We start from the raw sequence: 14370 nt of genomic DNA on the forward strand, positions 1-14370 counted from the left end.
CCAAGGGGCGGACGCCGCCGCGGTCGCGCTTGTGCGGCGGCGTCCGCCCCTTGGCGCCCATCGCCGCGTACACCTGCCCGTAGACGGTGTCCAGGTCGAGCAACTGCGGCCCGCCCGGCACCCCTTCGTTCAGCAGTCTGAGCAGTTCACCGGTGAAGGCGGTGTGGGGCTCGCCGGGCGGGGCGAACGCGAAGCTGCTGTCGGGGGCGGCGGCCAGCAGACAGGCGCCGTCGAGCTCCGCGCGGTCGACCACCGCCTCGATCCCGTCCACGAATCCGGGCGTCTCACCGCTGAGACAGCAGTCGAGCAGCATCACCCGCCGGCCCGCCCGGCCGTCGGACATGACATCGCGCAGGGTGCCGTACGGCAGTCCCGTATAGGACCGCTGCCGCAGCGATCCGGTGAGGCCGAGGACCAGTTCACCGCGGCGCGGCTCGACCAGACTGTGGCCGGCGAAGTACACCAGCAGAGTGTCGGTGGCCTGCTCGGCCGCGGCCCGGACGGCGTCCAGGACCTCGACCGGGTCCTGGGGGTTCTCGATCACCGTGCAGTGCTGGGGGGCGAGCCCCCACGTATGCGGGGCGCACAGGGTGGCGGCGAGCGCGCGGAGGTTGTTCGCCACCACCGGCAGCTGCTCTATGTGGTCATAGCGGCTGGTGCCGATGAGCACCGCCCGTGAAGTGGCCGCGTCGGGCAGGACCGTCACCGCTGCCGCCCCTCATACGCACCGGCGGGCGCGGCGGTGATCCGCCGCCGCCCTCGTCCAGTGCCGCTCGCCTCAACGCCGTTCCGCAACGGGGCCCCCTTTGAGTGATGACGGCCTCATATTGTGCACTACTCAAGGGCGGCCGGAACGGTCCGTTCGGGGTACGCCGTCAGCGGCCCTTCCCGAGCACTTCCGCTCAGTACTCCTTGAGCGAGTACGAGTTGGCGACGTCCAGGTCCGCCCGGAGATCGGCGACGAACTCCTCCCCCTCCACCTCGCCCAGGTCCATGGCGTCCCGGGCGTCCATCACGGCCTTGTTGGTCAGCGCGAGCTCCTGGTTGGCGGTCACATATCCGCGCAGCTCCCGCTCGTACGCCGCGAAGGCGGCCGTGTGGTCGCCGTCCGCGGCCTTGATCTCGCCCGCCAGGACATACGCGCCGACCAGGGCCATGCTGGTGCCCTGGCCGGACATGGGCGAACCGCAGTAGCCCGCGTCGCCGAGCAGCGCCACCCGGCCGCGGGACCAGGAGTCCATGCGGATCTGGGCCATGGAGTCGAAGAGGAAGTCCGGGGCGCCCCACATGTGCTCCAGCAGCCGGGGCATCTCCCAGCGGGCCTTCGCGAACTCCCGGGCGATCAGCCGCTTCTGCGCGTGCGGGTCGCCGGTGTCGGACTCGGCCGGCGGCTCGTCCCAGTCGAAGCCGACGTAGACGCGGACCTCCTGGTTGTCGCGGACGCTCATCACCATTCCGCCCCACAGGTCGCCGCCCATCTTGTAGACGACCTGCCAGCGGTCGAGGCCGAGGAAGTTGGGCGCCGTCCACACGGCCAGCGAGGTGCCGAGGTGGTGCAGATAGTCCTCCTCCGGTCCGAAGGCCAGCCGACGGGTGCGGGAGTGCAGCCCGTCGGCGCCCACGACCAGGTCGAAGCGGCGCTTCGTACCGCTGTGGAAGACCACCCGCACGTCGTCCGCGCCCTGTTCCAGCCGGTCGATGGAGTCGCCGTAGACGTACTCGATCCCGGCTCCGCCCGCGTCGGCGACGACCGCGGCGAGGTCGTCGCGCAGGATCTCCACATCGGGGCTGTCGAGGTCGCCGCCGCTGACGGTGCGCTCGGTGGTGCGGAACAGCTCCTTGCCCTCGTCGTCGACCACCGACATCCCCCGCAGGTCGGTGCTCAGGCGGTGGATCCGGCCGAGTACGCCCATGCGCTCGGCCACCTCCAGCGCGGGGCCGCGGACGTCGATCGCGTGTCCGCCGGGGCGGGGCCCTGTGGCCTGCTCGACGACGGTGACGTCGTATCCGTACCGGTCCAGCCAGTAGGCGAGCGCGGGCCCGCCGATACCGGCGCCCGATATCAGAACGCTCTGCTGACCCTTCTTCTGACGCATGGTGACTCCCCGTCGGTGCATCGAGTGGTTGGTCGGACAACTCGATGCTCGTCCGGGCCGCCGACGCGGCACCGACACGGAGCCGACGCCCGCCCGCCAACGCCGACGCGGCGCCGACACAGCCCTTGGGGCCGCGCCGACGCCGCGTCGGTCGTGCGTTGTCGCTTGGGTTGTCGGGTCAGCCCGCGCGCAGCACCGAGGCCACGATCGGTCCCGCCGAGTCACCGCCGTGGCCGCCCTGCGGGACCACGGCCGCCGCCGCGAGGTCGCCGCGGTAGGCGGTGAACCAGCCGTTGGGCTGCTTCTGCCCGTCGACCTCCGCCGAGCCCGTCTTCGCGCCGAAGTCACCGCTCATCCCGGACATCGCCTGCGCGGCGGTGCCCGCGGTCGCGGTCAGCTTCATCAGGCTCTTCAGCTGCTGCCGGGTGCTCGGCTTCATGGCGCGGGCGGCCTTGGCCAGCGTCCGGTTGTCCAGGGACGGGGAGACCAGGTAGGGCTGGTGGAAGGAGCCGCTGGCGACGGTCGCCGAGACCGACGCCATGTTGAGCGGGTTCATCCGCACCCCGCCCTGCCCGATCAGCGACGCACCCTTGGAGGCGGCGGACTGCACCGGCACCGCGCCGTCGAAGGAGGAGATGCCGGTCTGCCAGTTCAGCCCGATGCCGAAAACGTCCCGGGCCTCCTTGGTGAGGTCGTCGTCGGCCAGCTTGGGCGCCTGGCTGATGAAGGCGGTGTTGCAGGAGCGGGCGAAGCTCTGCTCGAACCTGCCGCCCTTGATCTCGAACTTGTCGTCGTTCTGGAACTTCCAGCCGCCGTACGAGAAGTACTTCGGGCACGGGTGCGGCTTGCCGTAGCCCGCCAGGCCCTTGTCGATGAGCAGCGCCGAAGTGATGACCTTCATGGTCGAGCCGGGCGCGTACGAGCCCTGGAAGGCGGTGTTGAACCCCTGGGCGGGGGAGTTGGCGACCGCCAGGACCTCGCCGGTGCTGGGCTTGACCGCCACCACCGCGGCCTTGGGCCGCTTGCTGACGGCCTGCTCCGCCGTCGCCTGCAGCTTGGCGTCGATCGTCGTGTGGAGCGTGCCGGCCTTGCCCTTGGCGAGCACCTTCAGCGTCTCGTCGGGGGACTTGGAGCCCTTGGCGCGGGAGATCCACGTCTCCACGCCAGGCGTGCCACCCGCCTTCTTGCCGTAGCGCTCCCGCAGGCCGTCCAGGATCGCCTTGAGCGTCGGGTGGTCGGCGGCGCTCAGCTCCGCACCGTCGCGGTCGACGGCCTTGATCGGGGGCGTACCGGCCGGGCCCGTCTTGAGGGCGTCCCCGGCCTGGAGCTTCGGGTGCACGACCGACGGCTTCCAGTCGACGACCGCCGCTCCGCTGGTCTTGTCGCGGGTGACGGTCAGCGAGGATTCATACGTCCAGGGGACCTGCCGCCCGCCGTAGGCGATCTGCGCGTTGACCGTGAACGGCACCGTGCTGCCGGTGGGCTGCCCCGCCGCCAGCGTCGCCTTGCCGATGTGGGCCTTGTCACGGTAGGCGGTGAGCGCGGCCGTGGCGGCCTTGTCGTCGTCCGTCAGACCGGCGGCCTTCGCGGTCTGTCCCGCGGACCAGGCGGCCAGGAAGTCCCGGGCCGTGGCCTTGACCTCGGCCGCGCTGGGCGGGCCGGTCTTCACCTTCTTGACCACCGGCTTGTCGTCGCCGGCCCCGGTGTCCGCGCCGTCCTTCGAACCGGTCGAGCTGTCCTGTCCGCCACCGCAACCGGCGACCCCGACCATGGCGGCGAACACCGCACCGATGACCGCGGCTCTCGCGCCACTCCGCATTGCAGAACCCCCACAGTCCCTCGAAGCCCTCCACCGCTCGATGGAGTGCGTGGTCCGGGGCACTCTACCGGCATCGAGAGCGGCGCCTTCGCCCCTCAGATCCCGTCAGATCCAGGTGTCGAGCCAGATCCGGGCCCGCCATTGATCCATGGGCAGCGTCTGACCTGTGTAGAGGGGGAAGAAGTAGATGAAATTCCAGATGATGAGAAGCACGAGCACACCCGCGCCGACCGTGCCGATCACCCGCCGGTTCTCCGAGGCCCCCGGCGGCCCCACGATGGCGCCGACCATCATCGCCACCGCCAGACACACGAACGGCACGAAGACCACGGCGTAGAAGGAGAAGATCGTCCGCTCCTGGTACAGGAACCACGGCAGATAGCCCGCCGCCAGGCCGCACAGGACCGCGCCTGCCCGCCAGTCCCGCCGCAGCGCCCACCGGAACAGCAGATACGCCACGGCGAAGCAGGCCGCCCACCACAGCAGCGGGGTGCCCAGCGCCAGCACCTCGCGGGCGCACTTCTCGGTCGCGTCCTTGGGGCAGCCGGCCTCGCCGGGGGAGGGGGACTCGTAGAAGTAGGAGACCGGGCGGGACTGGATCAGCCAGCTCCAGGGGTTGGACTGGTAGATATGCGGGTCGTCCAGGCCCACATGGAACTTGTAGACCTCGGTCTCGTAGTGCCACAGGCTGCGCAGCGGGTTCAGCCAGGCCCAGAGCCCGTGGTCGCTGTAGCCGCCGCCTCCCTGCGCCTTCGGGGTCTCGGCCCAGTGCCGGAAGTAGCCGCTCTGGGTCCAGCCGGAGCGGGCGCTGTGGCGGCCGCTGGTGGAGAACCAGCCCCACCAACTGGCGAGGTAGGTGACCAACGCCACAGGCACGGTCGTCAGAAAGGCCCACAGGGTGTCGCGGCGCAGCATCGCCCGGAAGGGGCGGCGCGCCCCGGCGGTGCGGCGGGCGCCCATGTCCCACAGGACCGTCATCACACCGAAGGCCGCCAGTACGTACAGGCCGTTCCACTTGGTGCCGGCCGCGAGCCCCAGGCACACCCCGGCGGCGATCCGCCACGGCCGCAGGCCGAGCTTCAGCCGCGCGGCGATCTCCGCGTCGGGGCGGGCGGTGCCGTCCGGGTCGACCGGCAGGGCGGCGGCGAGCCGCGCCCGTGCCTGGTCCCGGTCGATCAGCAGACATCCGAAGGCGGCCAGCACGAAGAACATGACGACGAGGTCGAGCAGCGCGGTACGGCTCATCACGTAGTGCAGACCGTCCACGGCCAGCAGCAGCCCCGCCAGACACCCCAGGAAGGTGGACCGGAACAGCCGCCGCCCGATCCGGCACAGCATGAGCACCGACGCCGTGCCGAGCAGGGCGACCATGAACCGCCAGCCGAAGGGGGTCAGGCCGAAAAGCTGCTCGCCGACCGCGATGACCCACTTGCCCACCGGCGGGTGGACGACATACCCGGCGGCATCGCTCAGCGGGATCTGCTGGGGATCCCCGATGATCTTGGCGTTGGCGTTTTTCGGCCAGGTGCCCTCGTAGCCGAGCTGAAGCAGCGCCCAGGCGTCCTTGGCGTAGTACGTCTCGTCGAATATGACCTTGCCGGGGCTGTCGAGCCGCCAGAAGCGGAGCAGCCCGGCGAACAGCGCGACCAGCAGCGGCCCGCCCCAGCCGGTCCAGCGGGCGATCCGCGACGCCGCCGGTGGAGCCGCGCCCAGCGCCTCCCACAGCCGGGTCCCCGGCTCTGGGTAGGGGGGCACCAGCCGCTCCCGTACGTCGGACCGCGGCCGGCCCGCGTATCCGAAGCGGCGCAGCCGGCGCTGCCAGGCGGGCGGATGCTGGCCGGCGGCTCGGCCCGGCTGGGCGTGGGTCGCGGTGTCACTCGTCACCCGGCCCATCGTAGGGAAGCGGACTATGAGAGTGGCGAGCCAAGTCGTCCGGCCGGGGATCGGGGGCCTGCCTATCGGAGTTTTCTGGGCCCGGTGAGCGACGCGCACGCGGCCGCCGGGCCGCGGACGGCGACGAGACCCGCACCTGCGCCGCGTGGGCGGAGAAGCGAACGAAAAGGCACAGCCTGGGTGCTGCGAGGATGGATCGTGTGACTGGAACGCTGGTACTGGCAGGAACCCCCATCGGCGATACGCGGGACGCGCCCCCGCGGCTGGCCGCCGAGCTCGCGGCCGCCGATGTGGTGGCCGCCGAGGACACCCGGCGGCTGCGCCGCCTCACCCAGGCGCTGGACGTGCAGCCGCGCGGCCGGGTGGTGTCCTACTTCGAGGGCAACGAGTCGGCCCGTACGCCCGAGCTGGTGGAGGCGCTGGCGGGCGGCGCGCGGGTGCTGCTGGTCACCGACGCGGGTATGCCGTCCGTCTCCGACCCCGGCTTCCGCCTGGTCGCCGCGGCCGTCGAGCGGGGCATCACGGTCACCGCGGTGCCCGGGCCCTCGGCCGTGCTGACCGCGCTCGCGCTCTCCGGGCTGCCGGTGGACCGCTTCTGCTTCGAGGGCTTTCTGCCCCGCAAGGCGGGCGAGCGTCTTGGGCGGCTGCGCGAGGTCGCGGCCGAGCGCCGCACGCTGGTGTACTTCGAGGCGCCGCACCGCCTGGACGACACGCTGGCCGCCATGGCCGAGGTGTTCGGCGCGGACCGGCGGGCCGCCGTGTGCCGCGAGCTGACCAAGACGTACGAGGAGGTCAGGCGCGGCCCGCTGAAGGATCTTGCGGCCTGGGCGGCCGAGGGCGTACGGGGCGAGATCACGGTGGTGGTCGAGGGCGCCCCCGAACCGGCTCCCGGCGAGGCCGACCCGGCCGAGCTGGCCCGGCGGGTCGCGGTCCGCGAGGAGGCCGGGGAGCGCCGCAAGGAGGCCATCGCGGCGGTCGCGCAGGAGGCGGGCCTGCCCAAACGGGATGTGTTCGACGCGGTGGTGGCGGCAAAGAACGCGGCACGCAGCGAGCCACGCGCAGGTAAAGGGAAAGGCTGAAAAGCAAAGGTTAGGCCGGGTGGCGGGGGGTTTGGGGCATCCGGCCGCCAAATCTCCCTCAAGAGGTGGAAGGGCAGCTGCACTCCGGGCCGGTAAAGGCGTCCACTGGAGGTGGGACGTCCAGTCCCGGAAGCCTTGTCCTGCGGACAAGAGGAGTTGCCATGAGCGAAATTGCGGGTACCTCGAGCGGCGTTCGCCCGATAGCCCACACCACCGACGACGCGACGGACGGGGAGGTCGCCCACGAGGCGTACGCCTTCGCGTGCATGAAGTGCGGGCACGGCTGGGAGCAGTCGTACGACATCGAGCATCACGTGGACGCCGAGGGGAGGGCGTTTGTCATCTACTTCACCGATGGCATGCGCGTACGGTCCCCGCTGACCAGCCCCAACTGCCACAACTGCGGCGCCGACCTCGTGCGCATCATGAGGTCCGGCCAGGTGTCGACGGCCCTGCGGAGCCTGGGCGGCAAGCCCCGGCGGCGGGCCCGTCGGGCGGACGCCGAGGCGTCCGACGCCACACCGGCACCGGCCGCCCCGCCCGCGCCGCGGGAGCGGCGCGGCCACCACTGGCATCTGTCGGATCTGCTGCATCCGTTTCAGAGCCACCGGAAGTGAACCGGCGGTAGTGAGTCCGGCCACACGCATATGAGCCGGACCGTATCCGAATGAGCGTCAGGGCGCGATTTCTTCGCATTTCTCCGGCATTCTCCGGCAAATAGAATCGCGCTCATGGCGCAGTCACAAAACAAAAAGGACCTGCCTCCGCCGCTCCCCGAGCCGCTGCGGGTCCCGGTCGCCGATTCGCACACCCACCTGGACATGCAGTCGGGCACCGTCGAAGAGGCCCTTGCCAAGGCGGCCTCGGTCGGCGTGGCCACCCTCATCCAGGTGGGCTGCGACCTCGCCGGGTCGCGCTGGGCGGCGAAGACGGCCGAAGCCCACGAGAACATCTGGGCCACCGTGGCCCTGCACCCCAACGAGGCGCCGCGCATCGTCCACGGGGACCCCGACGGCTGGTCCCGGCAGGGCGCGCGCGAACCGGGCGGCGAGGAGGCCCTGGACGCCGCCCTGGAGGAGATGGCGGCCCTCGCCGCACTGCCGCAGGTGCGAGGCGTCGGCGAGACCGGCCTCGACTACTTCCGCACCGGCCCCGAGGGCATCGCCGCCCAGGAGCGGTCCTTCCGCGGCCATGTCGCCATCGCCAAGCGGTACGGCAAGGCACTGGTCATCCACGACCGCGAGGCGCACGAGGACGTGCTGCGGGTGCTCGCCGAGGAGGGCGCGCCCGAGACCGTCGTCTTCCACTGCTACTCCGGCGACGCCGCCATGGCGAAGATCTGCGCGGAGCGTGGCTACTACATGTCCTTCGCGGGCAACGTCACCTTCAAGAACGCCACCCCGCTGCGCGAAGCCGTCGCCGTCGCCCCGCTCGACCTGCTGCTGGTCGAGACCGACGCGCCCTTCCTCACGCCCGCCCCGTACCGCGGACGGCCTAACGCCCCGTACCTCATTCCGCTCACCCTGCGGGCCATGGCGGAGGCCAAGGGCGTCCCCGAGGACACCCTCGCGGCCGCCGTCGCGGCCAATACCGCGCGGGTTTTCGGCTATGGCGCGCCGATTTCCGGCGCCGGCGAGCCTGGGCAAGGGCGCTACTCACAGTAGTCATACCGCTTTGGAGAGTGGCCGCCGCTCCGCTACAGTCCCGGGACTCATGCCCTGACCAGTGGACTTGTGGAGTGTTGCCGGAGTGTTGTCGTGAGCCGTACGCAAGGCGGCCGCCGTGTCGCGGGCAGTCACCGCGGCACGGGCGGCCGGGCCGACGCCCGCCGGGCCGCGCGCCGCAGACAGCGCGCCGCCCGGCCCGAGCAGCTGCGCCGGCTGCTGCCCCAGGCGCTGGTCGTCGCCGCGCTGGCGGGCGGCACCTCCGCCTTCGTGGCCGAGGACAAGGCCGTACGGCTCAGCGTCGACGGCAGCGCCCGCACCCTGCACACCTACGCCGGGGACGTCGCGGAACTCCTCGCGGACGAGGGCGTGGACGTCGGCGCCCACGACCTCATCGCCCCCGCGCCCGAAGCGGACCTCGTCAGCGGCGACCGGATCGCCGTCCGCTACGGCCGCCCGGTCACCCTCACCGTCGACGGAGAACGCCGCCGGGTGTGGACCACCGCCCACACCGTGGACGGCGCGCTGCGCCAGCTCGGGGTGCGCGCCGAGGGCGCCCACCTCTCCGTCTCGCGCTCGGCCGCGATCTCGCGGCGCGGCCTGGACCTGGACGTACGGACCGAGCGCACCGTCACCTTCATGGCCGACGGGCGCGAGCACACCCTGCGCACCAACGCCGCCACCGTCGCCGCCGCCCTGGCCGAGGCCGGGATCGCGCTGCGCGAGCAGGACACCACCTCCGTGCCCCAGGAGAGCTTTCCGCGCGACGGCCAGACCATCTCAGTCCTGCGGATCACCGGCCGCGAGGAGGTGCGCGACCGCGCCCTTCCCTTCCCGACCTTCCGGCGCGCGGACCCCACCGTCCTCCAGGGCGCCGAACTGGTGGCCGCCGTGGGCGAGCCGGGCCTGGAGCGCACCACCTACCTGGTGCGCACCGTCAACGGCGTCCGGCAGCGGCCCCGGAAGCTCAAGACCCGCGTGGTGCGCCGGCCCGTGGCCCGTGTCGTACGGGTCGGCACCAAGCCCCGGCCGCCGCTGCCCGTGGCCGGCGCGGAGGGTCTTGACTGGCAGGCCATGGCCCGCTGCGAATCCGGCGGGCGGCCGAACGCGGTCGACGACTCCGGCCGGCACGGCGGGCTCTACCAGCTCGACCAGGGCACCTGGCAGGACCTGGGCGGGCACGGGCGCCCGCAGGACGCGCCCGCGTCGGAGCAGACCTACCGCGCGAAGAAGCTGTACGTACAGCGGGGGGCCGGCCCCTGGCCGCACTGCGGCCACCGGCTGAGCGGATAGCCTGCGGGTGGTTCAAGGGTCGTAAACTTACGCCGGTGAGCTCCACCGACGCAGGCGCCCTGCTGGGCCCCGCCGACATCCGCGAACTGGCCGCCCGGCTCGGCGTACGCCCCACCAAGCAGCGCGGCCAGAACTTCGTCATCGACGCCAACACGGTCCGCCGGATCGTCCGGACCGCCGACGTCCGGCCCGACGACGTGGTCGTCGAGGTCGGCCCGGGGCTCGGCTCGCTGACCCTGGCCCTCCTGGAGGCCGCCGACCGGGTCACGGCCGTCGAGATCGACGACGTGCTCGCGGCGGCCCTCCCCTCGACCGTCCAGGAGCGGCTGCCCGGCCGCGCGGACCGCTTCGAGCTTGTCCACTCCGACGCCCTGCACATCACCGAGCTGCCCGGTCCCGCGCCCACCGCGCTGGTCGCCAACCTCCCGTACAACGTCGCGGTCCCGGTGCTGCTGCATATGCTCGACCGCTTCCCCACCATCGAGCGGACCCTCGTCATGGTCCAGGCCGAGGTCGCCGACCGGCTCGCGGCGGCGCCCGGCTCCAAGGTGTACGGCGTGCCGTCGGTGAAGGCCGCCTGGTACGCCGAGGTGAAGCGCGCCGGGGCGATCGGCCGCAATGTGTTCTGGCCCGCGCCGAACGTCGACTCCGGCCTCGTCTCCCTCGTCCGCCGCCCCGCCCCGCTGCGCACCACCGCCACCAAGGACCAGGTCTTCCGGGTGATCGACGCGGCCTTCGCCCAGCGCCGCAAGACGCTCCGGGCGGCCCTCGCGGGCTGGGCCGGATCCGCCGCGGCGGCGGAGGCCGCGCTGACGGCGGCCGGGATCTCGCCCCAGGCGCGGGGCGAGGCGCTGACGGTCGAGCAGTTCGCGGCGATCGCGGAGCAGACGATCGCGGAGCAACGTCCCCCGACAAACAGCCCTGGGAGAAACCAGCCGTGACCCGATCCGTGACCGCCCGCGTGCCCGCGAAGGTCAATGTCCAGCTCGCGGTCGGCGGCCTTCGGCCGGACGGCTTCCACGACCTGGCCAATGTCTTCCTCGCGGTGGGGCTGTACGACGAGGTCACCGCCACCCCGGCCGACGATCTGCGGATCACCGTCTCCGGCGCGGACGCGGACAGCGTGCCGCTCGACCGCACCAACCTCGCCGCCCGCGCCGCCCTCGCGCTGGCCGAGCGGCACGGCGTCGAGCCCCGGGTCCAGCTGCACATCGACAAGGACATCCCCGTGGCCGGCGGCATGGCGGGCGGCAGCGCGGACGCCGCCGGGGCGCTGGTGGCGTGCGACGCGCTGTGGGGCACGGCGGCCTCCCGCGCCGAACTGCTGGAAATCTGCGCCGAGTTGGGCAGCGATGTGCCGTTCAGCCTGGTCGGCGGGGCGGCCCTGGGCCGGGGGCGGGGCGAACTGCTGACCCCGCTGGAGACCGGGGGCACCTTCCACTGGGCGTTCGCCGTCGCCGAGGGGGGCCTGTCCACCCCCGCCGTCTACCGCGAATGCGACCGGCTGCGCGCCGCCGACGGCCAGGGGGCCACCGTGGACGACGTACCCGACCCCGAGCCGTCCGCGGCCCTCCTGGAGGCGCTGCGCACCGCGGACGCCGCCGCGCTCGCCGCCGCCGTGACCAACGACCTCCAGTCCGCCGCGCTGTCCCTGCGGCCCGCCCTGGCCGACACGCTGCGCGCGGGCACCGACGCGGGCGCCCTCGCCGCGCTGGTCTCCGGCTCCGGCCCGACCTGCGCGTTCCTGGCCGAGGACGCGGAAGCGGCCGCCGCCGTCGCAAAGGCCCTGGCGGCCTCGGGCACCTGCCGTGCCGTACGGGTGGCCGCGGGACCGGCGGCGGGGGCGGCCGTCGTACCCGGATGATCCCGGGGCTCAGTGGATGATCAGCAGGTTCACCAGCCAGGCGATACCGAGCGCCACCAGTGACGCACCCCACACCGCGCGGCCGAGCAGACGGCTGGAGAAGGCACCCCAGGTGCCGGCCAGAGCGGCGACCAGCGCGGTGTAGACGGCGATGTAGACGACGGTGTCCTGGCCGCCGCCGGTGCAGATGAAACGGGTGTCCTCGACGCCGCAGTCCGACCCGGCGGAGATCGAGAGCATGGGCAGGAACATGAGGGTCAGCCCGGCGCTGAGCCACACCACCCCGACCGCCACCGCCCGGACGGCTCTCAGCCTGCGCTCCGCCCGCTGCTCCGCGGCGGCCCGCTCCGCCTCGGCCACCCTGGCCTGGGCCGCCTCCTGCTCCCGGTCCGCTTCGATCGTGCCCGCACCGGCCCACAGGCTCCTCGCATGATCCATGGCAGAGGACGCTAGGAGCGCGATCACCCGCCTGACATCCGTACAGATACTCAGACGACCCACCTATCGCCATGCACTCACCGCGTCGCTGTGACATCAGCGGCTCCGCCGCGGGCACACCGGCGCGCCCGTCCCGCTTCGCGCGGCGACTACCCTGGGATGCCGATCGACCCGTGTACAGGAGTGTGATGGCCACCAACTTGGTCAACGTCGAAGCCGTCGGCAAGGTGTACGGCACCCGGGCGCTGCTCGACGGCATCTCCCTCGGGGTGAACGAGGGCGACCGGATCGGCGTCGTCGGCCGCAACGGGGACGGCAAGACCACCCTGATCCGGATCCTCGCCAAACTGGAGCCCGCCGACACCGGCCGCGTCACCCACTCCGGGGATCTGCGGCTCGGCGTGCTCACCCAGCACGACTCGCTCGACCCCGCGGCCACCATCCGCCACGAGGTCATCGGCGATCTCGCCGATCATGAGTGGGCGGGCAACGCCAAGATCCGGGACGTGCTGACCGGCCTGTTCGGCGGGCTCGACCTGCCGGGCTTCACCCAGGGCCTGGACACCGTCATCGGCCCGCTCTCCGGTGGCGAGCGTCGCCGGATCGCGCTCGCCAAGCTGCTCATCGCCGAACAGGACCTGATCGTCCTGGACGAGCCGACCAACCACCTCGACGTCGAGGGCATCTCCTGGCTGGCCGCCCATCTGCGGACGCGGCGCTCGGCGTTGGTGGTGGTCACCCACGACCGCTGGTTCCTGGACCAGGTCTGCACCCGGATGTGGGACGTGCAGCGCGGCGCGGTCCACGAGTACGAGGGCGGCTACAGCGACTATGTGTTCGCCCGCGCCGAGCGGGAGCGCATCGCCGCCACCGAGGAGGCCAAGCGGCAGAACCTGGTCCGCAAGGAGCTGGCCTGGCTGCGCCGCGGCGCCCCGGCCCGTACCAGCAAGCCCCGCTTCCGTATCGAGGCGGCGAACGCGCTGATCGCGGACGTGCCGCCGCCCCGTGACGCCGCGGAGCTGATGAAGTTCGCGAACTCGCGCCTGGGCAAGACCGTCTTCGACCTGGAGGACGTGACCGTCCAGGCCGGCCCGAAGGTGCTGTTGAAGCATCTGACCTGGCAGCTGGGGCCCGGCGACCGGATCGGCCTGGTGGGCGTGAACGGCGCGGGGAAGACCTCGCTGCTGCGGGCCATGGCCGAGTCGGCCGCCAGCGACGGCGAGCGGCAGCCTGCCGCCGGCCGGGTGGTGGTCGGGCGGACCGTCAAGCTGGCGTATCTCTCGCAGGAGGTCGCGGAGCTGGACCCGGCCTGGCGGGTGCTGGAGGCCGTGGAGCAGGTGCGGCAGCGCGTCGACCTCGGCAAGGGGCGGGAGATGACCGCCTCGCAGCTGTGCGAGAAGTTCGGCTTCACCAAGGAGAGGCAGTGGACGCCGGTCGGCGACCTCTCCGGCGGCGAGCGGCGCCGGCTCCAGATTCTGCGGCTGCTGATGGACGAGCCGAACGTACTGTTCCTCGACGAGCCGACGAACGACCTCGACATCGAGACGCTGACCCAGCTGGAGGATCTGCTCGACGGCTGGCCCGGCTCGCTCGTGGTGATCAGCCACGACCGGTACTTCATCGAGCGGACGACGGACCGGGTCTTCGCGCTGCTGGGCGACGCGGCCCTGCGGATGCTGCCGCGCGGTGTCGACGAGTACCTGGAGCGGCGGCAGCGCGTCCAGGCCGCCGCCGCGGCACCGGCGGCCGCGGCACTCGCCCGGCAGAAGGCCGCGGAACAGCCGGGCCCGGCGCAGAAGTCGGCGGCCGAGCAGCGCGCCGCGAAGAAGGAGCTCCAGAAGATCGAGCGGCGCCTTGACCGCATCGGCGAGCAGGAGTCGGAGCTGCACGAGCGGATCGCCGAGCACGCCACGGACTTCGAGAAGGTCGCGGAGCTCGACGCGCGGCTGCGGGAGTTGACCGGCGAGCGGGAGGAGCTGGAGACCCGCTGGCTGGAACTCGCCGAGGACGTCTAGGGCAACGGTCGCGTCACAGGCCGGTCTCAGCTGGTCGAAGAGGCTGAGACCGGCCCTTGGCATGACAGGGCCGGGTGATACAAAGAACTCCCGCTTGCCTGCCGCTCACTGGCGGGTTGCGTGTCCGATTCGCTCCTTCCTGGAGGGCTTTGAGCCCCGGGATCGCGGGGGAGGCCGATCGGTTCACGGGCCCGCGCACAAAGGAACAC

General features: G+C 72.3%; 12 protein-coding genes. 7 read left to right on the forward strand and 5 right to left on the reverse strand.

Features of this window, described 5'->3' with window-relative positions:
• The 4 genes from CCN51_RS24530 to CCN51_RS24545 all read right to left on the reverse strand — a co-directional run.
• Positions 1 to 706: caspase family protein (locus CCN51_RS24530; RefSeq protein WP_143675883.1), on the reverse strand; the 706-nt coding region annotated here is incomplete at its 3' end.
• Between the two features lie 196 nt (positions 707 to 902).
• Positions 903 to 2096, reverse strand: a complete 1194-nt coding sequence (locus tag CCN51_RS24535) for an FAD-dependent monooxygenase (protein WP_014176968.1) — start codon at positions 2094 to 2096, stop codon at positions 903 to 905.
• 178 nt (positions 2097 to 2274) lie between these two features.
• A complete protein-coding gene (locus CCN51_RS24540; protein ID WP_014176967.1) occupies positions 2275 to 3915 on the reverse strand; it encodes a penicillin-binding transpeptidase domain-containing protein in 1641 nt (546 codons plus the stop codon).
• Positions 3916 to 4020: 105 nt separating this feature from the next.
• Positions 4021 to 5808 carry a dolichyl-phosphate-mannose--protein mannosyltransferase gene (locus CCN51_RS24545; RefSeq protein WP_043486971.1) on the reverse strand — a complete coding sequence of 596 codons (1788 nt, stop codon included), beginning with the start codon at positions 5806 to 5808 and terminating at the stop codon, positions 4021 to 4023.
• A gap of 200 nt (positions 5809 to 6008) precedes the next feature.
• Here CCN51_RS24545 and rsmI point away from each other — a divergent pair, with 200 nt between their 5' ends.
• From rsmI to CCN51_RS24575, 6 genes are all read left to right on the forward strand, one after another.
• The gene (gene rsmI / locus CCN51_RS24550) at positions 6009 to 6887 is read left to right on the forward strand and encodes a 16S rRNA (cytidine(1402)-2'-O)-methyltransferase (protein WP_014176965.1); all 879 of its coding nucleotides are present in this window, start codon (positions 6009 to 6011) and stop codon (positions 6885 to 6887) included.
• A gap of 161 nt (positions 6888 to 7048) precedes the next feature.
• A complete protein-coding gene (locus CCN51_RS24555) occupies positions 7049 to 7504 on the forward strand; it encodes a hypothetical protein (RefSeq protein ID WP_014176964.1) in 456 nt (151 codons plus the stop codon).
• 114 nt (positions 7505 to 7618) lie between these two features.
• Entirely contained in the window at positions 7619 to 8551 is a 933-nt protein-coding gene (locus tag CCN51_RS24560) for a TatD family hydrolase (protein WP_014176963.1), read from the forward strand.
• A 93-nt stretch (positions 8552 to 8644) separates the two neighbouring features.
• A complete protein-coding gene (locus CCN51_RS24565) occupies positions 8645 to 9844 on the forward strand; it encodes a resuscitation-promoting factor (RefSeq protein ID WP_014176962.1) in 1200 nt (399 codons plus the stop codon).
• Positions 9845 to 9879: 35 nt separating this feature from the next.
• Positions 9880 to 10785 carry a 16S rRNA (adenine(1518)-N(6)/adenine(1519)-N(6))-dimethyltransferase RsmA gene (rsmA, locus tag CCN51_RS24570; protein WP_014176961.1) on the forward strand — a complete coding sequence of 302 codons (906 nt, stop codon included), beginning with the start codon at positions 9880 to 9882 and terminating at the stop codon, positions 10783 to 10785.
• On the forward strand, positions 10782 to 11708 hold the full coding sequence (locus CCN51_RS24575) for a 4-(cytidine 5'-diphospho)-2-C-methyl-D-erythritol kinase (RefSeq protein WP_014176960.1): 927 nt from the start codon (positions 10782 to 10784) through the stop codon (positions 11706 to 11708). Before rsmA ends, CCN51_RS24575 begins: the two co-directional genes overlap by 4 nt.
• 9 nt (positions 11709 to 11717) lie before the next feature.
• Here CCN51_RS24575 and CCN51_RS55060 read toward each other — a convergent pair whose 3' ends face one another.
• The gene (locus CCN51_RS55060; protein WP_014176959.1) at positions 11718 to 12146 is read right to left on the reverse strand and encodes a hypothetical protein; all 429 of its coding nucleotides are present in this window, start codon (positions 12144 to 12146) and stop codon (positions 11718 to 11720) included.
• Positions 12147 to 12334: 188 nt separating this feature from the next.
• On the opposite strand from CCN51_RS55060, the gene CCN51_RS24585 reads away from it, so the two are divergent.
• Positions 12335 to 14161 (forward strand): ABC-F family ATP-binding cassette domain-containing protein, encoded by a 1827-nt coding sequence (locus CCN51_RS24585; RefSeq protein WP_014176958.1) that lies wholly within the window; start codon positions 12335 to 12337, stop codon positions 14159 to 14161.
• Positions 14162 to 14370: the final 209 nt, after the last annotated feature.

Source organism: Streptomyces milbemycinicus, from assembly GCF_002154605.1.
GTDB lineage: Bacteria > Actinomycetota > Actinomycetes > Streptomycetales > Streptomycetaceae > Streptomyces > Streptomyces milbemycinicus.